Source organism: Yersinia artesiana, from assembly GCF_902726545.1.
Taxonomy (GTDB): domain Bacteria; phylum Pseudomonadota; class Gammaproteobacteria; order Enterobacterales; family Enterobacteriaceae; genus Yersinia; species Yersinia artesiana.
The window spans coordinates 1-22,817 of the sequence record NZ_CACVAD010000005.1 but is presented as its reverse complement, the minus strand read 5'-3'; the positions used below and the strand labels follow the sequence as shown (position 1 = coordinate 22,817).

Below are 22,817 nucleotides of genomic sequence, written 5' to 3'. Positions count from 1 at the left end.
TAAAAGCCTCTGGTTAAGATTCATGCTTATTTTGCGATGCACGGCGCATTCGACGCTTAGTACGCTTGATAAAACGTGCCACTCGCCATGCTCGTTTAATGCAATAGCCATACAATATAAATGCAAGCAAGAATAGTGCCAACATGACCCATTCAGGTACAAATGTCAGTCGTTCGCCGATAACACCCACTGCCGCTAGTACCGCCGCCGCCAGAGTGATCAGGACAAAAGCTTGCCGTGAGGTAAAACCAGCACGCATGATCAAATGATGGATGTGCTGGCGGTCGGGTGAGAAAGGGCTCATCCCTTTACGTAAGCGCCGATACATGATGGCAATCATATCCATCAAAGGAATGGCAATGATCCATAACGCGGTAACGGGGTTAATCGGGTGAACATTGCCTTGGGTGGTTTGTAGTAGTATCCAAATTGCGGTGAAGCCAATGAGCGTACTGCCCGCATCACCCATAAAGACTTTATAGCGGCGGCCTAATAACCCGAGGTTTAGCAAGATATAAGGCAAGATGGCGGCGATCATCGCAAAACACCACAGTGCTAATGCCATTTGTCCACTTTGGTAGAGCAAAATACCCATGGCACCGAAAGAGACACAAGATAGCCCCCCCAGTAAGCCATCAATACCATCCACCATATTGAAAGCATTTACCGCTGCCCATACTGCGAATAATGTGACGACATAACCGAATGGCCCTAATATCATTTCCCACGGACCAAAAGCGTGCCCCAGGCTGCGTAAATAAAGCCCGGCGACCACCATCATGGCAATACCGACCAGCGCCTGAACAAAAGCACGAATTTTTACACTGATATCGAAGCGATCATCTAAAGCACCAACGAACACCAATAAACCAGCGCAACCGAGGTATAAACGAAAATGGGGAATTTGTTGGTTGGTAATCAGAAAGGTAAAACAAATACCCGCAAACACGGATATTCCGCCCACTAATGGGATCAACCCTTGATGACGTTTGCGATAATTAGGTTTATCAACTAATCCAATTTTCTTGGCAACTTTGCGAGCAACAAATAAAAATGCCAAAGAAAACATGAATATAACGAATATTTCAGTACTCATAGTGAGTAAATTCACGTTTAACCGCTCTCTGCAAAAAGATACAACAGCTTAGCATGTGGCATGGCATAAACTATACCTTCCCCCACGCTTTCAGTTATTTCTGAATATGATGACAGTCTTGTTCGTTATTCCCAACTCTATTTTCGCTATTTTCTTATTGGTAATGAGAATAAGTACCCAAATAGGCAAAGCTTAGCGATTTTTATCAACTTAATGGATAACAAACTCGACTATCGTATATTCCAAAAGCAAAAAACGCCACGGCTAAGCGTGGCGTTTTGATTGATTTCGCTAAAACTACGAACGTCTCATGTTATCGAAGAACTGATCGTTGGTTTTCGCTGTTGCCAGTTTGCTGATGAGGAACTCCATTGCGTCGATTTCACCCATTGGATGAAGAATACGGCGCAAGATCCACATTTTTTGCAGCTCTTCAGTGGTTGTCAGTAGCTCTTCTTTACGTGTACCAGAGCGATTGAAATCAATGGCTGGGAACACACGTTTCTCTGCAATTTTGCGCGACAGATGCAGTTCCATGTTGCCGGTACCTTTAAATTCTTCATAGATAACTTCATCCATTTTAGAACCGGTATCAACCAACGCGGTGGCAATGATAGTCAGGCTACCGCCCTCTTCAACATTACGTGCGGCACCAAAGAAGCGTTTTGGACGATGCAAGGCGTTAGCATCCACACCACCGGTCAGGACTTTACCTGAAGCGGGTACCACGGTGTTATATGCGCGGGCCAAACGGGTAATCGAATCCAGTAAGATGATAACGTCTTTTTTATGCTCAACCAGACGTTTCGCTTTCTCGATAACCATTTCAGCAACTTGAACGTGACGGGATGCTGGCTCGTCAAAAGTTGAAGCAATAACTTCACCTTTAACCAGACGCTGCATCTCGGTTACTTCTTCCGGACGCTCGTCAATCAGCAGTACCATCAATACGCAATCAGGGTGATTGTAGGCAATGCTGGTAGCAATATTCTGCAACAGCATGGTTTTACCCGCTTTTGGCGGAGCAACAATCAGCCCACGCTGACCACGACCGATTGGCGATGCCAAATCAAGGACGCGAGCAGTTAAATCTTCAGTCGAACCGTTACCACGTTCCATGCGCAGACGAGAGTTAGCATGTAATGGGGTTAAGTTTTCGAAGAGGATTTTGTTACGGGCATTTTCCGGTTTGTCATAGTTAACTTCGTTAACTTTCAACAAGGCAAAGTAACGCTCACCTTCTTTAGGTGGGCGAATCTTACCGGCAACGGTGTCACCAGTGCGGAGGTTGAAACGGCGAATTTGGCTTGGGGATACGTAGATGTCGTCGGGACCGGCGAGGTAGGAGCTGTCTGCAGAGCGGAGGAAACCAAATCCATCCTGCAATATCTCCAACACACCGTCACCGAAGATATCTTCTCCACTTTTCGCGTGCTGCTTAAGGATAGAGAAAATAATATCTTGTTTACGCATCCGGGCCAGGTTTTCCAGCCCCATATTTTCGCCAAGTGTTATCAGATCAGAAACCGGCGTGTTCTTTAATTCGGTAAGATTCATAATGGTGGGTTCTTAAACTCGGGGTATGTCTCGAACTATGGTCGTGAATGGTATGGCAGCGTCATCCGTGCCTGTTTAATGGGACATTCAATCACCGGCCTTGGGCCAAACTACGCAAGTAATGACTTACGCGAGATTGCGCGACACAACGGTGTAAAGATTGAAGGTGCCTTAGACTGATTTAGTAAAACACTAGACTGTCAAAAACCGATTGAGTTCATACATATTCTCAACACAAATTATTTCGACATAGAGTAAAACTTTAGATTCAAACTATTTAGATGCTACAGACTATTTATTAGGTACTAAAGAATTAAGCTAGATGCTACAAACCCGGTCTCAATACACAGGAATGTTCTATATGCAGTGGAGTAAACTTAACACGCTTCTTTGCAGGCGTCTAGCGGTCAGTGTGAGAAATCACAACTGCCGCTAAACATACCCTACGGCCTTGAAGCCACAGCAGTGTTAGCGACTCTAACTCACCCGAATTACTGACCTGAGTCAGCTCATCGGGATTCGCTCGTTTGCTGCCTTGCTGCAACTCAATGACTTTGGGTATTGTGACGGCTAACGCCGCTTACAGATTCGCATCCAAGAATTCTTTAAGCTGACCCTTAGACAAGGCACCAACCTTGGTTGCCACAACTTCACCATCACGGAACAACAACAGCGTAGGGATGCCACGGATACCGTATTTTGGTGCCGTGCCCTGGTTGTCATCAATATTCAATTTAGTGATAGTCAGTCTGCCTTCATACTCTTCAGCAATTTCATCCAAAATCGGAGCAATCATCTTGCACGGACCACACCATTCAGCCCAGAAATCGACCAGAACCAGGCCGCTGGCTTTCAGCACGTCAGTGTCGAAGCTGTCGTCACTCAGGTGAATAATTTTATCGCTCATGTTCTACTCCAAAGGATTGTGTCTACCTCGTTGGTGTAGCATTAACCAACAATAGGATGACTTTATTTCACCGGATACGCTTTCGTAAAGCAATAGTTAGCTGATATTCTACCACACTATGAGCAAAACACACTTGACCGAACAGAAGTTTTCCGACTTCGCCCTGCACCCGCTAGTTATTGAAGCCCTTGAAAATAAAGGGTTTCAGTATTGTACGCCGATTCAGGCGTTAGCATTGCCACTCACCCTCTCTGGGCGTGATGTAGCGGGTCAGGCGCAAACAGGAACCGGCAAGACGCTGGCATTCTTAGCGTCTACTTTCCATTATTTGCTTTCTCACCCCGCAGAAGAGGGTCGTCAGACTAATCAACCGCGCGCATTGATTATGGCACCAACGCGTGAATTAGCTGTGCAAATTCACTCCGATGCAGAGTCACTTTCCCAGATAACCGGCCTGAAATTAGGCTTGGCTTATGGTGGTGACGGCTACGACAAACAGCTTAAAGTGCTGGAAAGTGGCGTAGATATTCTTATCGGTACGACTGGCCGTTTAATCGATTACGCAAAACAAAATTACATTAATCTCGGTGCGATTCAGGTTGTGGTATTGGATGAAGCTGATCGGATGTACGATTTAGGCTTTATTAAAGATATCCGCTGGCTGTTCCGCCGTATGCCTTCCGTTGATAAGCGTTTAAACATGCTGTTCTCAGCTACACTCTCGTACCGCGTACGTGAATTAGCCTTTGAGCAAATGAACAACGCCGAATATGTTGAAGTGGAACCGTTACAGAAAACCGGCCACCGCATTAAGGAAGAGCTGTTCTACCCTTCAAATGAAGAAAAAATGCGTCTGCTTCAGACGTTAATTGAAGAAGAGTGGCCAGATCGCTGCATTATTTTTGCCAATACCAAACATCGTTGTGAAGAAATCTGGGGCCACCTGGCTGCCGATGGTCATCGTGTCGGTCTGTTGACCGGTGATGTCGCACAGAAAAAACGCCTGCGGATTTTAGAAGATTTCACCAAAGGTGATTTGGATATTCTGGTTGCAACTGATGTTGCTGCTCGTGGTTTGCATATTCCACTGGTAACCCACGTCTTCAACTATGACCTGCCTGATGATTGTGAAGACTATGTTCACCGCATTGGCCGTACCGGTCGTGCTGGCGAAAGTGGTCATTCCATTAGCCTGGCCTGTGAAGAATACGCATTAAACTTACCAGCGATCGAGAGCTATACCGGTCATAGCATTCCGGTGAGTAAATATAATAGCGATGCGCTATTAACTGATTTACCGGCGCCAAAACGTCTGGCCCGTACCCGCACCGGGAATGGCCCACGTCGTAACTCTGCCCCACGTCGCAGTGGTGCACCACGGAATAACCGTAAGCGACCGAGCTGATAAATGATGCTAAGTTCCACCTCACTTTATGCTGCCATCGATCTTGGCTCCAACAGTTTTCATATGTTGGTAGTACGTGAGGTGGCTGGCAGTATCCAAACGCTGGCCCGGATCAAGCGGAAAGTCCGCCTGGCTGCGGGTCTGGATACCCAAAACCATCTATCGCAAGAAGCGATGGAGCGCGGCTGGCAATGTCTGAAGCTTTTTTCAGAGCGTTTGCAGGACATTCCTTTGGATCAGATTCGCGTGGTAGCCACAGCAACCCTGCGTCTGGCTTCAAATGCTGAAGAATTCCTGCAAACTGCGACCGAAATCCTCGGTTGCCCGATTCAGGTCATCAGTGGTGAAGAAGAAGCGCGTCTGATTTATCACGGCGTTGCACATACTACCGGTGGGCCTGAGCAGCGTTTAGTCGTCGACATTGGTGGTGGCAGCACAGAACTTGTGACCGGCAATGGCGCTCAGGCCAATATTCTGGTTAGTTTATCAATGGGTTGTGTCACCTGGCTGGAGCGTTACTTCAGTGACCGTAATCTGGCAAAAGACAATTTTGACCGCGCGGAGTCGGCTGCCCGTGAGATGCTTAAACCTGTCGCGCAACGTTTTCGTGAACATGGCTGGCAAATCTGTGTCGGTGCCTCAGGCACAGTTCAGGCGCTGCAAGAGATTATGGTCGCTCAGGGTATGGACGAGCTGATCACGCTGGCGAAATTGCAGCAGCTCAAACAACGAGCGATTCAATGCGGCAAGTTGGAAGAGCTGGAAATCCCCGGTTTAACACTGGAGCGAGCACTGGTTTTCCCCAGCGGCCTGTCGATCCTGATTGCCATATTCCAGGAACTGGCAATTGAAAGTATGACGCTGGCAGGCGGTGCGCTACGTGAAGGGCTGGTCTATGGCATGCTTCATTTACCGGTTGAACAGGATATTCGTAGCCGAACAGTACGAAATATACAGCGCCGCTACTTGCTGGATACTGAGCAAGCCAAGCGCGTCAGTAAATTGGCCGATAACTTTTTGCTTCAGGTAGAAAAAGAGTGGCGTCTCGATAGCCGATGTCGCGAGTTATTGCAAAATGCCTGTTTGATTCACGAAATTGGTCTAAGCATTGATTTTAAACGTGCTCCACAGCATGCCGCATACCTGATACGCAATCTGGATCTACCCGGTTTTACTCCCGCTCAAAAACTCTTACTCGCAGCTTTGCTGCAAAATCAGAGTGATACTCTCGATCTCTCGTTGTTGAATCAACAGAATGCATTGCCAGTAGATATGGCTCAGCATCTGTGTCGTTTATTGCGTCTGGCCATTATATTCTCCAGCCGTCGCCGCGATGATACCTTGCCAGCCGTCCGACTGCGGGCCAATGGTGAAACACTTTATGTGCTATTGCCTCATGGCTGGTTGCAGCAACATCCTTACCGCGCAGAAGCACTAGAGCAAGAGAGTCATTGGCAGAGCTATGTTCAGTGGCCACTGCTATTAGAAGAATTTAACTAAATTCTTTGTTGTTGGCGGCCTCGGTCGCCTTCCCTTCACTTATATTCTTACTGTAAATCCCCATAAAACTGTCAGATTGTGATCGCCCTCAGTTTAAAAAAGAAACATTGTATGTATTTTTATAAAACACTGTTTCTTTATTGAAAAGGGATAATAATGCAAGCACAGCTTCAACGCCCACGAACTACAGGTATGCTGGTGATTATGGCTAGCCTGATGGTGGGTACTCCGATGGCAATGGCAGCAAAATCAAGTAGTCTCGATGCTCCTCAGCAGCTACAAGTTCCCACTCTCGCCTATGATGAGAGCAGTATTGTTCTGGTATGGAAAGCCCCGGAAGATACCCGCAAAATAGTTGATTATCAGATTTTCTCTGCGGGGAAAATGTTAGGTAAAGCCAGCGATAATAATGATAAATTCTCACCGGCTAAGCCTTATATCGATCATTTCTATGCCAACGATAAAGATAATTTTCAGCATAAAATTGTGATGCAAAACTTTACGGTGATGGGCCTAAAACCGGAAACCAGCTACCAATTTACGGTGAAAGCACAATACGCCGATGGATCGTTATCTGTCGCCAGCAAGCCCATCACAGCAAAAACCAGTGCCAAACCGCAGATTGTGAATGTGCGTGACTTTGGTGCCATCGATGACGGAAAAACATTAAATACCAAAGCTATACAGCAAGCAATTGATAGCTGTAAGCCCGGCTGCCGTGTCGAAATCCCTGCGGGTACATACAAAAGCGGTGCGCTTTGGCTGAAAAGTGACATGACCCTTAACCTACAGGCCGGAGCCACATTATTGGGTTCAGAAAATCCAGATGATTACCCTGCGGGCTACCGTTTGTATCCTTATTCCACCATTGAGCGCCCAGCATCATTGATCAATGCCATTGATCCTAATAACAGCAAGCCAGGCACATTCCGCAATATTCGTATTACCGGTTCCGGGGTAATTGATGGCAATGGTTGGCTGCGCGCAAAAACCGCTGAAATTACTGATGAATTAGGCCGACCGCTGCCGCAGTATGTCGCAAGTAAAAATAGCAAAGTACATGAAGACGGCATTCTGGCTAAAAATCAGGTTGAGAAGGCTGTTTCCGATGGTATGGATTTGAAAAATGCCTATGGTCAACGCCGCTCCAGCCTAATGACATTACGTGGAGTAGAAAACGTGTATCTGGCGGGCTTTACGGTACGTAACCCTGCCTTCCACGGCATTATGAATCTGGAAAACCACAATGTGGTTGCCAACGGATTGATTCACCAAACATATGATGCGAATAACGGCGATGGTATCGAGTTCGGTAATAGTCAGAATGTTATGGTGTTTAATAACTTCTTTGATACCGGCGATGACTGCATCAACTTTGCGGCAGGAACAGGGGAAAAAGCCCAGCAACAAGAACCTATGAAAGGTGCATGGTTATTTAATAACTATTTCCGGATGGGGCACGGCGCGATAGTCACTGGTAGCCACACCGGGGCATGGATTGAAGATATTCTGGCCGAAAATAATGTGATGTACCTGACTGACATCGGTCTGCGTGCCAAGAGTACCAGCACCATCGGCGGTGGTGCTCGTAATGTCACTTTCCGCAATAATGCAATGCGCGATCTGGCAAAACAAGTGATGGTGATGACATTGGATTATGCTGATAGCAATGCCAATATTGATTACCCGCCAGCCAAGATCCCTGCTCAATTCTATGATTTCACATTAAAAAATGTGACGGTGGATAATACCACTGGCAAAAACGCGTCTATTGAAATCAAAGGGGACACCGCAAACAAGGCCTGGCACCGTCTGGTGCACGTGAACAATGTGCAACTTAACAATGTCACACCGACAGCAATCAGTGACCTACGTGACAGCGAATTTAATAAAGTCACTTTCACTGAATTGCGCGGGGATACGCCGTGGCACTTCAGCGATGTGAAAAACGTCAAGGTTGATGGTAAACCTGTCGCGCCTTAATCAATAAGGGATGGGCAGGTTCTGTTATCACCTGCCCACTATTGGTTTTTAGTATTCACTGTGGCTTTTTAGCATTCGCTAATTGCGCTCGAATATTGGCCAGGTGACTCTGGCCTTTTTGCATCCGTTCTTCCGGGCTAACGGCTTTGCGCTCATTTTCCCATTTCAAATCATCCTGCGGTAACTCCATCAGGAAACGGCTGGGTTCTGGCCGAATCAGCTCACCATACTGCCGCCGCTCTTTGCATAAGGTGAAAAACAGTTCGCGCTGAGCGCGGGTGATCCCCACATAGGCCAGCCGCCGCTCTTCATCTACATTGTCTTCATCAATACTGCTTTGATGGGGCAATAAACCTTCTTCCATGCCAACCAAAAATACATACGGGAATTCCAGCCCCTTTGAAGCATGTAGAGTCATCAGTTGAACTTGATCCAGCTCTTCATCACTTTCCCCGCGCTCCATCATATCGCGCAGGGTAAAACGCGTGACAACCTGAGTCAGCGTCATCGGTTCATTCAGCTCTGACCCTTCCAACATTTCAGTCATCCAACTGAATAATAAATTGACGTTCTTCATCCGCATTTCAGCCGCTTTCGGGCTGGGAGAAGTTTCGAACAACCAGCTTTCATAATCGATACCGTGAATCAAATCTCGCACTGCCGCTATCGGCTCGCGTTCCACTAAGCGAATAATGCCATCCATCCAATAAGTGAAACGCTGTAATGACTCCAGACCACGCCCCTTCAGATGCTCGCCCAGCCCTAAATCAAAACTGGCACGAAACAGACTTTTATTACGCACATTAGCCCATTCACCCAATTTTTGAATCGTCGCAGAACCTATCTCGCGCTTTGGGGTATTCACGATACGTAAGAATGCGCTGTCATCATCCTGATTGGTCAATACACGCAAATAAGCCAGTAAGTCTTTGATCTCCGGGCGGGAGAAAAACGAATCCCCGCCGGAGATACGATAAGGGATACGGTTTTGCATCAGCAGCTTTTCAAACAGCCGTGACTGGTGATTGCCGCGATACAAAATAGCATAGTCGCTGTATTGCGTTTTTTTCACAAAATGGTGGGCGATAAGCTCACCGACCACCCTTTCAGCTTCATGATCTTCATTATTGGCGGTAATCACTTTCAGCTCATCGCCATATTCCAACTCAGAAAAGAGCTTTTTTTCAAAAACATGCGAGTTATTGGCAATCAAGATATTGGCCGCTTTCAAAATACGGCCCGAAGAGCGGTAGTTTTGCTCCAGCTTGATCACTTGCAATTGTGGGAAATCTTCATTCAACAAGACTAAATTCTGTGGCCGCGCACCACGCCATGAATAGATGGATTGGTCGTCATCACCGACCACGGTAAAGCGCGCCCGACTACCCACCAACAGTTTAACCATTTGGTACTGACTGGTATTGGTGTCTTGGTATTCATCCACTAATAGATAACGCAGCCGGTTTTGCCAGCGTTCACGCACTTCCAAATTGTTTTGCAGCAATAAGGTGGGCAATGAAATGAGATCATCGAAATCCAATACATTGCACGCTTTTAAATGTGCGTCATATAAGCCATAGCAATGGACGAACAACTTATCGCGCTCGGATCGGGCCAGCGCCGCGGCGGCGGCAGGATCGAGAAGATCATTTTTCCAGTTTGAGATCTGGGATATCAACTGCTGCAGTAAGGTTTTATCGTCTTCCAACCACTTATGGGTCAGATCTTTCAACAGACCCAGTTGGTCTTGCGCATCAAACAGGGAGAAATTGGATTTCATCCCCAGCGCTTTGTACTCTTTTTTGATGATTTCCAGCCCCAGAGTATGGAACGTCGCAATCATCAAACCCCGTGCTTCTTTGCGCCCCAACGTCTGGGCCACACGTTCTTTCATTTCACGCGCGGCTTTATTGGTAAAGGTTACCGCAGCAATATGTTTTGGCTGATAGCCACATTGGCGGATCAAATGCGCAATCTTATTGGTGATGACGCGGGTTTTGCCCGAACCCGCACCGGCCAACACCAGGCAGGGTCCGGTGACAAATTCGACGGCTTGTTGTTGGCTGGGATTTAATCGCATAACACTCGAAAGCTCAGTAGGTAGACGGGGGAACAGGATTGTAGCAGAAAGCGACTGATGACAAAAAACCCGCAGGCACCTTTTGATTTGTAAAACGTTGACCCGCGTGGCCCCATCACGACCAAAATACGTTACACTGGCGCGCTTCAAGGCTCCCTTGAAGATAATCTTCGTTCAAATAACCCTACCCAATAAATTGGTGGTGATTGTTACTATGGCAAACAAAGCTTCTGCACTGCACATCCTGGTTGATGATGAAAAGCAGGCAAACGATATTCTGGCGCAGTTGAATAACGGCGCAAATTTCCAAGAGTTAGCGAAAAAGTTCTCTAACTGCCCGTCAAAACGTAATGGCGGCGATCTGGGTGAGTTTAATAAAGGGGATATGGTTCCGGCATTCGATAAAGCCGTATTCAGCTGCGAACTACTGCAACCTTATGGCCCGGTAAAAACTCAATTCGGTTACCACATTATTAAAGTGTTATACCGTAATTAAGTTCTTCATGCGCCACCTCACTGGCGGCGCAAAATACTCCCTCTCTATTATCCAATTTATCGTTAATGCAATGTATCTTGAAAAATAATCAATTTTCAGAAAATCCCAATTAATATTTTGAGTCCTCAATCTATCGTTAGTTACATCTATACAAAATACCAACTTAACTTTACAAATCACACATTAAATAACATTAACAAACCCTACTGCAATGCACCCGAACAGGGGAAAAATTAGTTTTTCAATAAAAACAACAAGAAAGATCTCATTAGCTTACTTTTATAGAAAATAAAATATATTTAAATACAATGAGTTACATTGATTTCATTTAAATTAGATACCCAGTAGGAACTTTCCCACAAACATTGGTTTGTTTGTCCTATGTGCAGTAAAAGTTACTTTCTATATTATCTCCTCATCAAGTAACGGACGTGAACGAAATAACGACCACCTCCTTACTTTAATGAAAGAACATGTGGAAAGCTGACGAGTATAACCGAATAACATTCGCACATATAGTCATTAACCCACTTCATATTTATTAAGTTAATTACTCCTCCGTATTTAAACGTGAACGAGAATTTAGCTAATTTCTAATTATTATATTGGAGTTTTAAATGAATAAGATTACTTTGGCTATGGCATTATTCGCAGCATCTACAACCGTAGCAATGGCAGCAAGCAATAATACAATTACTTTCCAAGGGGAAGTCACCGCTCAGACTTGTTCTGTTACCGTTAACGGCCTTGATGCAAACCCAATGGTATTATTGCCAACCGTTTCAAGTGGCGATTTAAATGCTTCAGGTAAAACTGCAGGCAAAACAACCTTTACTCTGGGTGTCTCAGGTTGCGCAACTGGTGCTTCTGATATTGATATAAAAACTGTTTTCGTTGGTAACCAGGTAACAACTGCTGGCAACTTAAAGAATACCGGTACAGCAGCAAATGTTGAACTGCAATTACTGAAAGATGCAACCACAACAACCGGTATCGATCTGAATAGTGGTGTAGCACAAGATGGCATCGTATTGAAAGCTGGCGATACATCAGCAGAGCATGATTTTGCGGTTCAGTATTTCGCAACCGGTCAAGCAGGCCCTGGTTCTGTGATCGCTTCTGTACAATATGCAGTTTCTTACCTGTAATATCAGTATCGTAGTATAGAGTATACTCAAAGTAATTGAGGTTGTAGGTCGGTGGTGAATACACCACCCCCTATAGCTTCAAGTACGAGAGATATAACTATTTCTGCCAGTTCCCTTCAGAGGATATACCCATCATGCTTAATATAAATAGCTACCGTTTCCTGCTTGTTACTTTATTAATTCTTATGGGTATATCTTTTGCCAATGCCAGCGTAGTAATGAGCGGCAGCCGCATTGTATATTCGGCAGGTGAAAAAGAGCATAGCGTCCAATTAACAAATAAAGATAATTTTCCTAATGCGGTTCAGGTTTGGTTAGACAGTGGTGATGCTCAGTCAACACCGGAAACAGGTAAAGCACCCTTTATTGTTACTCCTCCTTTCTTCCGTATTGAAGCGAATGCGGGCCAAACATTACGGTTAAAATATACCGGTAGTGGTTTGCCAACGGATAGAGAGTCGGTGTTCTACCTTAATTTTTTACAGGTTCCCCCCGTTAATAAAGCAGAAAAAAATAATAAAATGCTCGTTTTGATGCGTAATCGTATTAAAGTCTTTTATCGTCCAGAAAATATTGCGGGTCGGGTTGACCAGGTTTCTGGCGCACTGACTTTTAATGTAAGTCAGCAAGGCAAAGATGTTGTTGTAACAGGTAAAAACCCAACGGGGTTCTATGCCACCATTGCCAGTGGTGAAATCATTGGGAGTGGAAAAAAACTCAAAATGAAATCAGAGATGATCCCACCAATGTCTCAAATTCAATGGGTTATTCCAAATTCATCCGTACCTGCAAATGCTATTGTTAACTTTCTGTTAGTTAATGATTTTGGTGGGCAAGATAGCGGTAGCTATAAAATTCAGTAATGGCTTTCCGGCGAAGGTATATTTATGGGGCTTGCACAAGTGGTTCTGAAAAAGAAGTTCTCTGGCCGTAAAAAAGCATTAACACTGTGTATGACTTTAGTTTTACCTGTAGATACTGTTTTCGCTCAGGAAGAATCGCAGGATCTTGAATTTGATGAGTCCCTCTTTTTAGGAACAAAATTTGCCTCCGGGTTGAATCAACTGAATAAAGAGGATTCTGTCACGCCCGGAAATTTTGATGCTGTAGATGTTCTGATTAATAACAAATTATACAAACGCACCACAATTAAATTTATTAAAAATGCCGATTCACCGGAGGTTTATCCCTGCCTGAGTGATGAGTTCTTAACTGCTGCTGGTATTGAGTTAGCCAACAAAAATAACACTACGCCTACAGAACCTAATGCTGCACAGCTCGAATCAGCCCCCTCAGATTCAGCTGATAATACTACCTCGTCAACGGAGCAATGTATGCCGTTGGCGGAGCGAGTAAAAGGCGCGTCTTTTCATTTTGATCAGGCCAAATTGCGCCTGGAGCTTTCTATTCCCCAGGCATTATTACAAAAACGTCCTCGGGGTTATATTGAGCGCAGTGAATGGCAGGAAGGTGAAAAACTCGCATTCGTTAACTACAGCGCAAACTTTTATCGTAGTGATACACAATCCCAGCAAAACAGTACTTCTGACTACGGCTTTGTTGGCCTAAAAAGTGGCCTCAATTTAGGGTTATGGCAATTACGCCAGCAATCAAACGTGAGTTATTCCAGCAACGATAGTTATAGCGATACCCAATGGAATAATATTCGCACTTATGTGCAGCGTCCTATTTCACAACTAGACAGCGAATTAACGCTGGGTGAAACCTTCACCGACAGTACATTATTCGGCACCATGTCATTTCGCGGCGTAAAAATGGCGACAGACCAACGTATGTGGCCAGAATCAATGCGTGGTTTTGCGCCTGAAGTGCGTGGTGTTGCCACCAGCAACGCACGAGTAATTATTAGCCAGAACGGACGTGAAATTTATGAAACCAACGTCGCCCCCGGCCCATTTGTTATTAACGATTTATACAGCACCACCAGTCAGGGCGATCTTAATGTTGAAGTTATAGAGGCCAATGGCAGCCGTTCAACATTTACGGTTCCATTTAGTGCGGTGCCAGATTCAATGCGTCCGGGCGTGAGCCGATATAATGCCGTCGTTGGGGAATCTCGTGATTTCACCAATATTGACAGCTATTTCACTGATTTTACTTATGAGCGTGGCCTCACCAATCAGTTAACTGCCAACAGTGGTATACGTTTAGCACAAGACTATACGGCATTACTTGTTGGGGGCGTTTTAGGTACGCCGATCGGTGCGTTTGGTCTTAATACCACCTATTCCCATGCCAAAGTTGAAGATAATCAAACTCAAGATGGTTGGCGGATGCAGGCCACCTATAGCCAAACATTTAATGAAACCGGCACCTCATTCTCACTGGCCGGATATCGCTATTCGACTAAAGGGTATCGTGATTTAAATGATGTATTTGGTGTGCGTTCAGTAGAAAAGAATGGCGGAACCTGGGATTCATCGACTTATAAACAGCGTAGCCAATTTACCACCACAATCAACCAAACTCTGGGTGGTTATGGACAACTTTCGGCCTCAGCATCGACCAGTGATTATTATAACGATACACAGCGAGATACACAGTTACAGCTAAATTATTCAAATAGTTATCGGGATATCAGCTACAACGTGGCAATCAGTCGCCAGCGCACTGTTTATACCTCCACCCAATTTGGCTGGGAGGGAGATGATACTGATGAAACAATGACAACAGCGCGCTATGGCGATACCGAAAATATCGCGTCGTTAACGGTGTCTATTCCACTGAATATTGGCGGCGGGAATCAATATTTATCCATGTCTGCTAACCGGAATCCGAAAAGCGGCAATAACTATCAGACGTCGTTATCAGGCACCGCCGGTGAACGTAATACTTTAAATTATTCAGTCAATGCGGGTTATGACGATAGTAATATCAGTGGTAGCTCAAATAGTTGGGGCGCGAATGTGCAAAAGCAATTCCCTAATGCCACTGTCAATGGTAGTTATTCTCGCGGTAATAACTATACCCAATATGGCGCAGGTGCTCGCGGGGCCGCTGTAATACACAGTAAGGGGGTCACTCTGGGGCCTTATTTGGGCGATACTTTCGGTTTAATTGAAGCCGATGGTGCTCAGGGCGCGACAGTACGAAATGCACAAGGTGCCAGGATTGATAATAACGGTTTTGCGCTGGTGCCTTCATTAACACCTTATAATTACAATACGGTCGGTTTAGACACCAAAGGCATTAATCGCAATACCGAGTTGAAAGAAAATCAAGGTCGTGTTGTTCCTTATGCTGGGGCCGCAGTGAGAGTGAAATTCGAAACATTGACTGGCTATGCGGTATTAATTCAAACCCAAGCAGCTAGCGGAGAGGGATTACCACTGGGCGCAGATGTTTATAACAATAAAAATGAACTGGTCGGTATGGTGGGTCAGGGCAATCAAATCTATGCTCGCGTGAAAGATAAAAAAAATTCGCTTTATGTTCGCTGGGGTGAAAATAGCAACGAGCAATGTGAATTACCTTATGATTTTGCCAGCCAGGATACTGAGCAAGATATTATCCATATAACAGGCAGTTGCCGCCGTTAACCATTATGAGAAAAATAATGTTAAGACCAACAGAGCAGTTAATATCTTGCGAAGTCTCGCGGCCAACAATGCCTGTTTATTCCCGTCGTCCATATATTGTGGCGGGGGCGATGCTGTTGATCGGGTTATTTAGTACCTCAGCATGGTCAGCTTGTACCCGAATTACCGCGCAAAGTCAGCTAAGTGCGGGCGATGGTACGGCCAGCGCGTGGTCTGGTTCTCTGGATAACAATAATGGGTCACTCGGCTTGCCGGGTGTTATTGACCTCAGCACCGCAGCCAATTTCCAACCTGACGGAACATTATTAGCCGCAGCGACATCCGACTTTACCACTTTTGCCCTGAATACCGGCTATGACCCTGAGCGGGTGCTATTCCGCTGTGCAGCGGCCGATGTTGACCAACTCTTTGAAATGTATGCCACTAACGGGGATAATGACTATGGCGGCAAAAATGAAGATGGTGCGATTGCTGGCAATGTTCCCTCCGGCTTTGCAACTTATGTCCGCAATGTGGTTATCAGACTAACCAACCTGTCCACCGGCGAGTATTACTCACGTTTATGGAAAGGACGCCGTTTAACCGGATTAGATACTGACAGCACTGGTCGTATTTTGGTCAAAGCTAAGAATTTCAGTAATCTGTATACTGAACTATTTCGTATTGATTATGCCCGCTCCGGTACCAACAACGCAGCATCTTATACCTATGCCTATACTCAGCCCAATGCCTATATCGCCTTTAAAGGGCCGGGCATTAGCGGCCCTGTTGAAGGAACCGACTCGGTATCAAACTGGCCCGGTTGGTATTCGACCTGGCCTGCCTCAATTGGGTTGTACAATTATGTGACTTTCCGCCGTACCACCATTTGCGCAGTCACCAATTTTACCCCAACGGTGATATTACCCAGAATTTCTGTGGCAGAACTGAACAGTGGCAGTAGTAGCTCAGCGGAGTTCAGTGTCGATTTCCAGTGCCAGACCGGTATTACCTCCGGCGTTAATGCTGGTGCAGTGGCAATGGGCTTTCTGGTGCCCGCGGCAAACGCCGCTAAGGCACAGGCTTTGGGCTTAATGAATGGTAGCGGTGGCATTAGCCATTTAGTATCAGATAATTATGGCGCCGCCGGAATGGCGAATGGCGTGGGGATCCGTATCTACCGCAATAATAATCCGATATATCTACTCTCAAAGAATGTGACCCAAACCGGTAATAACGGCGGCTGGTATGGCATCTTCCAGGGCGCACAAGAAATAACCGGCACGGTGAGCGGAGGTAATAGTTACACTGAGAACTTTCGGGCTGAGTTAAGCAAAATCAGCGGGCAAACTGTGACGGCAGGAGCAGTGAATGCACATGCGCAAGTGGTTATCCGTGTTCAATAATATGCGTTTCAAACGCACTTTCAATGGCTTGCTGTTATCACTTCTTATGGCCTGTAGTGTGCCGGCGATGGCAAGTGTCGTGGCAGAAAAAACGCGTATTATTTTCAGTGAGGGTAGCACAGAAGAGTCACTGCAACTGGTCAATAGTAATGACTACCCGGTGGCAGTGCAGGTGTGGGTGGATGATGGCGATTTGATGGCAACGCCGGAGAAAGCGATTTCCCCGGTATTAGTGCTGCCACCATTGTTTCGATTACAACCACAAGCTCAACGCAGCCTGCGTTTGATTTTATCCGGTGCCAGTAAATTGCCGCTGGATAGAGAATCTGCATTTTGGCTCAATGTTTACGAAATTCCGCCTAAAGCCACACCTAAAGTTGATGATGAGTCTTCCGTTACACTGGCTTTGCGCATGCAATATAAAGTCTTTTATCGCCCGAAAAACTTACCCGCACCGGCGGATACAGTCGGCAAGGCATTAACTTTTGCCTTAGAACGCAACGGTAATACCACCTCGGTTAGGGTTGATAATCCAACACCTTATTATGCATCACTCGCTTCTTTAACATTGGGGCTGGCCGAAGGGTTACCAGATATGGTCGCCCCTTTTTCCAAGCTCGACTTTCCCCTCAATCGCGTCCCAACAGCAGATAGTAAAACGGTCAATTTTGTTTTAATTGATGATTTAGGTAACCGTAAGCCTTTTAGTCGCGAGCTGAAATAAAAAACTTATCAATATAGACCGCCCAAAGAGACGGTCTATATGATTACTCGCGATATGATTTATTTCTTTAACAAGCCGTTCAGGAGTATTCTCCTGATTAGAGTTAGGGTAAAAAATTATATCAGTACCATCTGGATGTTCACATAGTCGCTCAAATTCAAGAAGGTTTTGAATATCTTCTTCTTCAGATGCATCTTCCACATTAAAGAGTTTCCTTACTAATTCTAAAAATTCAGACTCCGTGTAGTCAGATATAGTTTTTCCTTCCATCTTATTTCACCTCTTTATGAGTTTCTATATGCCTTTTAGGCGTTAATACTCTAATATTGTCAATGTCATAAATGGCCCCATCTTTGCTGATAGGCTTCACATGATGAAATTCATATTTTACCCGACCACCTACTCGCTCACTTTTTCTAGATGATGGGGCCTTCCCATTCTTAATATTCCCTAAATTACCCGATTTAAACTATTTTGATAAAATTGGATCATTCGCCACTGCCCGCCAAAACGCTTCCCTGAATCTATCAAAACTACTGAACTTCCTGCCACCAAGCCCTTAAATCCATTGGCAATATGCGGATAATCAAGATGGGAATGCTCTCTGGCCAAAACACCCATCGGGCCAGAATAGTTTGAATATCACTCATCGCTTTTCTCCTTTTTATATTTAAAATCCTTCTTATGATGTAATTGTCATCAGCCACAGTAATTTCATAAAATAAAAAGGCCTCACTGATTAGCGAGGCCTTTTTATTATCAACGAAATAGTTTTGTGATTCAGAAATTAAAAAGGCAGACATTATTGGTGAGGTATTTAACCACGATTAACACATTACAAGAGTTTTATCGGGCCGTGATAGCATCAATTTACGAAATATTTCCCTTATCGAAATGCAGTTAATCTGAAATAAAAAAGCCCCCCGTTGCTGGGAGGCCTTAATATCAGGTAACACACTATAGTCGATTATTAGCCGGCAACTGCGATACGTTTCATATCGGTCATATAGCCACGCAGCTTATGGCCTACAGCTTCAATTGGATGATTACGAATAGCTTCGTTTACATCGCGCAGTTGGGCATTGTCTACCGCAGTTCCGGCAACACTTTTACCTAAATCACCCGCTTGCAGGGAATCCATAAACTTGGCTTTCAGCAATGGCACGGCTGCATTAGCAAACAGATAGTTACCGTATTCTGCGGTGTCAGAGATAACTACGTTCATTTCATATAAACGTTTACGCGCAATGGTGTTGGCAATCAGTGGCAATTCATGCAGAGATTCGTAATAAGCCGATTCTTCAATGATGCCCGAATCAACCATAGTTTCGAATGCCAACTCAACACCGGCTTTCACCATGGCAATCATCAACACGCCGTGGTCGAAATATTCTTGCTCAGAGATTTTGCCTTCAAACTGTGGCGCGTTCTCAAATGCAGTTTTGCCGGTCTCTTCACGCCAGTTCAGCAATTTCTTATCGTCATTGGCCCAATCAGCCATCATCCCGCTGGAGAATTCACCAGAGATAATGTCATCCATATGTTTCTGGAACAGTGGGGCCATGATCTCTTTCAGTTGCTCAGACAACGCATAAGCACGCAGTTTAGCCGGATTGGACAAACGGTCCATCATCAGCGTAATCCCGCCTTGTTTCAGCGCTTCGGTGATAGTTTCCCAACCGAATTGAATCAGTTTCTCAGCATAAGCAGCGTCAGTACCTTCAGAAACCAGCTTGTCGAAGCATAACAGTGAACCGGCCTGCAACATACCACACAGGATAGTTTGCTCGCCCATCAGGTCTGATTTAACTTCAGCAACAAATGAGGATTCCAACACACCAGCACGGTGACCGCCGGTGGCTGCCGCCCAAGCCTTGGCAATCGCCATGCCTTCGCCTTTAGGATCGTTTTCCGGGTGAACCGCGATCAATGTCGGCACACCAAAACCACGTTTGTATTCTTCACGGACTTCTGTACCAGGGCATTTTGGCGCAACCATCACTACAGTGATGTCTTTACGCACTTGCTCACCCACTTCTACGATATTGAAACCGTGAGAGTAACCCAGCGCTGCGCCATCTTTCATCAGTGGCTGAACCGCCTGAACCACTGCGGAATGCTGTTTGTCTGGCGTCAGGTTAACAACCAAATCAGCCTGTGGGATCAGTTCTTCGTAAGTGCCTACTTTGAAACCATTTTCGGTCGCTTTACGCCATGAGGCACGCTTCTCGGCAATAGCTTCTTTACGCAGGGCGTAAGCTACATCCAGGCCGGAATCGCGCATGTTCAAACCCTGGTTTAGGCCTTGTGCGCCACAGCCGACAATCACCACTTTTTTACCTTTCAGGTAGCCTGCTTCATCGGCGAATTCATCTCGTGCCATAAAGCGACACTTACCTAATTGCGCCAACTGCTGACGCAGGTTCAATGTGTTGAAATAGTTAGCCATGTTATTGCTCCGTTCGGGTTCTGTTTTGTGGGTGCAGCTATTTTTTTAGTGACTGCAAACGAATGTGATGTTTGTGTGCTGATACTGTTTTTCACATCCCCTGTCTGTGTCGGGGATTGTCTTGAACTCACTATATGACAGGAAACTCATTGCTGAAATTGATATATTAACAATGTGATATTGCAGATTCTGCAATGTGGGCTATTTTTCGTACAATACACTGCATCTTCTCACTCCAGAGGCACTCTGTGATGGATTTACGCGACCTGAAATTATTTCTACATTTGGCTGAAAGCCGCCATTTTGGCCGCAGCGCCAAAGCGATGCATGTCAGCCCATCTACCCTGTCGCGTCAAATTCAGCGCCTGGAAGAAACCATCGGCCAACCGCTGTTTTTACGCGATAACCGCACAGTACAGTTGACGGATGCCGGCACTCAGTTGAAAGCCTTTGCTCAGCAAACTTTGCTGCAATATCAACAATTACGCCATGCATTAGGCCAGCATGGGCCATCCCTCAGCGGTGAGTTACGGCTATTTTGTTCGGTGACCGCCGCCTACAGCCATTTGCCGCCAATTCTGGATCGCTTTCGTGCACGTCACCCACTGGTTGAAATTAAACTCACCACCGGTGATGCCGCCGATGCAGTAGATAAAGTGCAATCAAATGAAGCGGATCTGGGGATTGCGGGTCGCCCTGAAGTGTTACCCACCAGCGTGGCTTTTACCCAAATCGGCGAGATCCCGTTGGTGTTAATTGCTCCGGCGCTACCATGTGCCGTGCGGTCGCAGGTATCAGTTGACCAGCCGGATTGGGCCACGATTCCGTTTATTTTGCCGGAACACGGCCCGTCGAGAAAACGCATTGATTTGTGGTTCCGTCGCCAACGCATCACTAACCCGTTAATTTACGCCACGGTTTCCGGTCATGAGGCTATTGTATCGATGGTGGCTCTGGGGTGTGGCGTGGCACTTATTCCATCAGTGGTGGTAGATAACAGCCCGGAACCGGTACGCAATCGTATTTCCCTGTTGGATGATGTTTCGCTGGTCGAGCCATTTGAGCTGGGCGTTTGCGTGCAGAAAAAACGGCTCAGTGAGCCGTTAATTGAAGCGTTTTGGGGGTTATTGTAGTTCGATGAAGAACTAAACAGGGTATCTCCTATCGGGAACAATGTTCCTAAGTCGTTCGGATATTTGGCTACTGATAATCTTATCCGTAGGAGCAGGGTTGATCTCTTTTGAAGGGAAACTGTTTATTGCATCTGCCAATTGGCCTGGATACTCAGCAGTCGGAGTTGCTTTTTGGTTAATGGTATCAGTGTTAAGCGGTGATATTGGGAGCCCCGTCTTGCTAACCCTCCAACTCTGCCGCAATGATGGTTGGCCGATCTCTTTACCAGCACCCCAATTAGTATATTCATAGTTACCATCGCCATTAAGAAATAGAAAGCTACTACTCCCATCGGAGTGATATCTCAATATACCATCATAAATTATTTCCCCGTTTTTAACCCGTTGCTCTCGAAGACCAATTTGCTTTTTATCTGGGCCATAAAATTTACTTTTAGTAAAGGTGTGGTCTAACTTATTGCTAGAGTCGTAGATATATTGAGTTTCATATTTTCCAGTCTCAGAATGTTTTTTGGTGTCAGGGTCAACCTCTCGTACTCTTACAGTTTTCAAGGTAATATTCCCATTCTGATATTTACTGGTAATGTCAGCTATAAATCTACTATTATCTCTTCGTGTCTCCTGAACCCGACTACCGTTATCAACAACAGGCCCGTCTTTAGTCACTAAAAAACGATCGCCATCAATAAGTTCATACTTCTTGTTAGGCTTACTGTCTAATAACTCCTTCTTCACCCTGGTTTCCGCAGGAACAGGTGTGCTTGCATCTGGTGGGGAACTGTTTAATTTAAAACCTTGGTCAGATATTTTTGACTCGAGAACTTGGTGTTTCTGTATTAATTTATCATTAATATTTTTGTGTTCTCTCATTTCTTGAGGTTTAATCTCTTGTGTTTTCTCAAATCTATTAGCCTGTCTGGTTTTTTTATTAACAGCATCATAGTCATATTGCACCACAGTAACTGTCTTCACATTATTATTAAAGTCAGATACTTCAGTCATGTGATTCATCTTATTAGTAGCAGAGTCAAACGTTTTAATTTTAACTGTTTCAATATTATTAATAACTTTCCTTTCTGTTAAAACAGACCTTACTATTTCTTTTCCTTTATATGCAGTCTTATCTTTTACCTTCCAGTCATTTTTTATATAACTCCGTGTTATAGGTTGTAATCGCTCAAAACCTCGACTAAGCGGCATAGCAGGCATATGATTAGATATTGATGGTTTAATTGATGACTTAATTGATGCTAATAATTCACTCATATAAAACTCCATTATATTACTGTAGATTAATAGTTAAAAAACAACAGTCATTAATCACTTAACTTTACTGAAAGCGGTATTAATTTTAATTAACCAATACCGGGAATTATAATACGCAGTAATAACAT

Annotated in this window: 17 protein-coding genes and 2 pseudogenes; 10 read left to right on the top strand and 9 right to left on the bottom strand. The window is 45.2% G+C overall.

Features of this window, described 5'->3' with window-relative positions:
• Positions 1–13: 13 nt before the first annotated feature.
• From wecA to trxA, 3 genes are all read right to left on the bottom strand, one after another.
• A complete protein-coding gene (gene wecA / locus HU019_RS02380) occupies positions 14–1,111 on the bottom strand; it encodes a UDP-N-acetylglucosamine--undecaprenyl-phosphate N-acetylglucosaminephosphotransferase (protein ID WP_174848107.1) in 1,098 nt (365 codons plus the stop codon).
• A gap of 282 nt (positions 1,112–1,393) precedes the next feature.
• On the bottom strand, positions 1,394–2,653 hold the full coding sequence (gene rho / locus HU019_RS02375) for a transcription termination factor Rho (protein ID WP_004704159.1): 1,260 nt from the start codon (positions 2,651–2,653) through the stop codon (positions 1,394–1,396).
• 580 nt (positions 2,654–3,233) lie between these two features.
• Positions 3,234–3,560 (bottom strand): thioredoxin TrxA, encoded by a 327-nt coding sequence (gene trxA, locus HU019_RS02370; protein WP_005162627.1) that lies wholly within the window; start codon positions 3,558–3,560, stop codon positions 3,234–3,236.
• 118 nt (positions 3,561–3,678) lie between these two features.
• Here trxA and rhlB point away from each other — a divergent pair, with 118 nt between their 5' ends.
• From rhlB to HU019_RS02355, 3 genes are all read left to right on the top strand, one after another.
• Positions 3,679–4,965, top strand: a complete 1,287-nt coding sequence (gene rhlB, locus HU019_RS02365; protein ID WP_174848106.1) for an ATP-dependent RNA helicase RhlB — start codon at positions 3,679–3,681, stop codon at positions 4,963–4,965.
• Between the two features lie 6 nt (positions 4,966–4,971).
• Positions 4,972–6,465, top strand: a complete 1,494-nt coding sequence (gene ppx / locus HU019_RS02360; protein ID WP_032900842.1) for an exopolyphosphatase — start codon at positions 4,972–4,974, stop codon at positions 6,463–6,465.
• Between the two features lie 156 nt (positions 6,466–6,621).
• Positions 6,622–8,448: a glycosyl hydrolase family 28 protein gene (locus tag HU019_RS02355; RefSeq protein WP_174848105.1), complete on the top strand. Its 1,827-nt coding sequence runs from the start codon at positions 6,622–6,624 to the stop codon at positions 8,446–8,448.
• A 55-nt stretch (positions 8,449–8,503) separates the two neighbouring features.
• On the opposite strand, the gene rep is transcribed toward HU019_RS02355, so the two are convergent.
• Positions 8,504–10,528, bottom strand: coding sequence for a DNA helicase Rep (rep, locus tag HU019_RS02350; protein WP_174848104.1), 2,025 nt, complete (start codon positions 10,526–10,528; stop codon positions 8,504–8,506).
• Between the two features lie 214 nt (positions 10,529–10,742).
• On the opposite strand from rep, the gene ppiC reads away from it, so the two are divergent.
• From ppiC to HU019_RS02320, 6 genes are all read left to right on the top strand, one after another.
• Positions 10,743–11,024, top strand: coding sequence for a peptidylprolyl isomerase PpiC (ppiC, locus tag HU019_RS02345; protein ID WP_004704164.1), 282 nt, complete (start codon positions 10,743–10,745; stop codon positions 11,022–11,024).
• A gap of 617 nt (positions 11,025–11,641) precedes the next feature.
• The gene (locus HU019_RS02340) at positions 11,642–12,172 is read left to right on the top strand and encodes a fimbrial protein (RefSeq protein WP_174848103.1); all 531 of its coding nucleotides are present in this window, start codon (positions 11,642–11,644) and stop codon (positions 12,170–12,172) included.
• 134 nt (positions 12,173–12,306) lie between these two features.
• Positions 12,307–13,035 carry a fimbrial biogenesis chaperone gene (locus HU019_RS02335; RefSeq protein WP_174848102.1) on the top strand — a complete coding sequence of 243 codons (729 nt, stop codon included), beginning with the start codon at positions 12,307–12,309 and terminating at the stop codon, positions 13,033–13,035.
• 24 nt (positions 13,036–13,059) lie between these two features.
• Positions 13,060–15,732 (top strand): fimbria/pilus outer membrane usher protein, encoded by a 2,673-nt coding sequence (locus HU019_RS02330; RefSeq protein ID WP_174848101.1) that lies wholly within the window; start codon positions 13,060–13,062, stop codon positions 15,730–15,732.
• Between the two features lie 68 nt (positions 15,733–15,800).
• On the top strand, positions 15,801–17,117 hold the full coding sequence (gene stbD / locus HU019_RS02325) for a fimbrial usher protein StbD (RefSeq protein ID WP_174848185.1): 1,317 nt from the start codon (positions 15,801–15,803) through the stop codon (positions 17,115–17,117).
• On the top strand, positions 17,083–17,841 hold the full coding sequence (locus tag HU019_RS02320; RefSeq protein ID WP_174848100.1) for a fimbrial biogenesis chaperone: 759 nt from the start codon (positions 17,083–17,085) through the stop codon (positions 17,839–17,841). The genes stbD and HU019_RS02320 overlap by 35 nt, the downstream gene beginning before the upstream one ends.
• On the opposite strand, the gene HU019_RS02315 is transcribed toward HU019_RS02320, so the two are convergent.
• The 4 genes and pseudogenes from HU019_RS02315 to ilvC all read right to left on the bottom strand — a co-directional run bounded on the left by HU019_RS02315 (position 17,803) and on the right by ilvC (position 20,290).
• Positions 17,803–18,111: a bacteriocin immunity protein gene (locus tag HU019_RS02315; protein ID WP_174848099.1), complete on the bottom strand. Its 309-nt coding sequence runs from the start codon at positions 18,109–18,111 to the stop codon at positions 17,803–17,805. The genes HU019_RS02320 and HU019_RS02315 overlap by 39 nt on opposite strands.
• A gap of 1 nt (position 18,112) precedes the next feature.
• Positions 18,113–18,340: pseudogene (locus HU019_RS20430) on the bottom strand (HNH endonuclease signature motif containing protein).
• A 35-nt stretch (positions 18,341–18,375) separates the two neighbouring features.
• Positions 18,376–18,491: pseudogene (locus HU019_RS20425) on the bottom strand (antiterminator Q family protein); the annotation flags it as partial.
• A 320-nt stretch (positions 18,492–18,811) separates the two neighbouring features.
• Positions 18,812–20,290, bottom strand: coding sequence for a ketol-acid reductoisomerase (ilvC, locus tag HU019_RS02305; RefSeq protein WP_174848098.1), 1,479 nt, complete (start codon positions 20,288–20,290; stop codon positions 18,812–18,814).
• Between the two features lie 251 nt (positions 20,291–20,541).
• Between ilvC and ilvY the strand changes: the two genes are divergently transcribed.
• A complete protein-coding gene (gene ilvY / locus HU019_RS02300; RefSeq protein ID WP_019080226.1) occupies positions 20,542–21,423 on the top strand; it encodes an HTH-type transcriptional activator IlvY in 882 nt (293 codons plus the stop codon).
• 12 nt (positions 21,424–21,435) lie between these two features.
• Here the strand turns inward: ilvY and HU019_RS02295 are convergent, their stop codons facing one another.
• Positions 21,436–22,689, bottom strand: coding sequence for a hypothetical protein (locus HU019_RS02295; protein WP_174848097.1), 1,254 nt, complete (start codon positions 22,687–22,689; stop codon positions 21,436–21,438).
• Positions 22,690–22,817: the final 128 nt, after the last annotated feature.

Excerpts from the sequence above, each read along its gene's own strand:
- rho (WP_004704159.1), bottom strand. The coding sequence starts at position 2,653 with ATGAATCTTACCGAATTAAAGAACACGCCGGTTTCTGATCTGATAACA.
- HU019_RS02335 (WP_174848102.1), top strand. The coding sequence starts at position 12,307 with ATGCTTAATATAAATAGCTACCGTTTCCTGCTTGTTACTTTATTAATT.
- ilvY (WP_019080226.1), top strand. The coding sequence starts at position 20,542 with ATGGATTTACGCGACCTGAAATTATTTCTACATTTGGCTGAAAGCCGC.
- HU019_RS02295 (WP_174848097.1), bottom strand. The coding sequence starts at position 22,689 with ATGAGTGAATTATTAGCATCAATTAAGTCATCAATTAAACCATCAATA.
- HU019_RS02330 (WP_174848101.1), top strand. The coding sequence starts at position 13,060 with ATGGGGCTTGCACAAGTGGTTCTGAAAAAGAAGTTCTCTGGCCGTAAA.
- ppiC (WP_004704164.1), top strand. The coding sequence starts at position 10,743 with ATGGCAAACAAAGCTTCTGCACTGCACATCCTGGTTGATGATGAAAAG.
- rhlB (WP_174848106.1), top strand. The coding sequence starts at position 3,679 with ATGAGCAAAACACACTTGACCGAACAGAAGTTTTCCGACTTCGCCCTG.
- trxA (WP_005162627.1), bottom strand. The coding sequence starts at position 3,560 with ATGAGCGATAAAATTATTCACCTGAGTGACGACAGCTTCGACACTGAC.
- ilvC (WP_174848098.1), bottom strand. The coding sequence starts at position 20,290 with ATGGCTAACTATTTCAACACATTGAACCTGCGTCAGCAGTTGGCGCAA.
- stbD (WP_174848185.1), top strand. The coding sequence starts at position 15,801 with ATGCCTGTTTATTCCCGTCGTCCATATATTGTGGCGGGGGCGATGCTG.
- HU019_RS02315 (WP_174848099.1), bottom strand. The coding sequence starts at position 18,111 with ATGGAAGGAAAAACTATATCTGACTACACGGAGTCTGAATTTTTAGAA.
- ppx (WP_032900842.1), top strand. The coding sequence starts at position 4,972 with ATGCTAAGTTCCACCTCACTTTATGCTGCCATCGATCTTGGCTCCAAC.
- HU019_RS02355 (WP_174848105.1), top strand. The coding sequence starts at position 6,622 with ATGCAAGCACAGCTTCAACGCCCACGAACTACAGGTATGCTGGTGATT.
- HU019_RS02340 (WP_174848103.1), top strand. The coding sequence starts at position 11,642 with ATGAATAAGATTACTTTGGCTATGGCATTATTCGCAGCATCTACAACC.
- HU019_RS02320 (WP_174848100.1), top strand. The coding sequence starts at position 17,083 with ATGCACATGCGCAAGTGGTTATCCGTGTTCAATAATATGCGTTTCAAA.
- rep (WP_174848104.1), bottom strand. The coding sequence starts at position 10,528 with ATGCGATTAAATCCCAGCCAACAACAAGCCGTCGAATTTGTCACCGGA.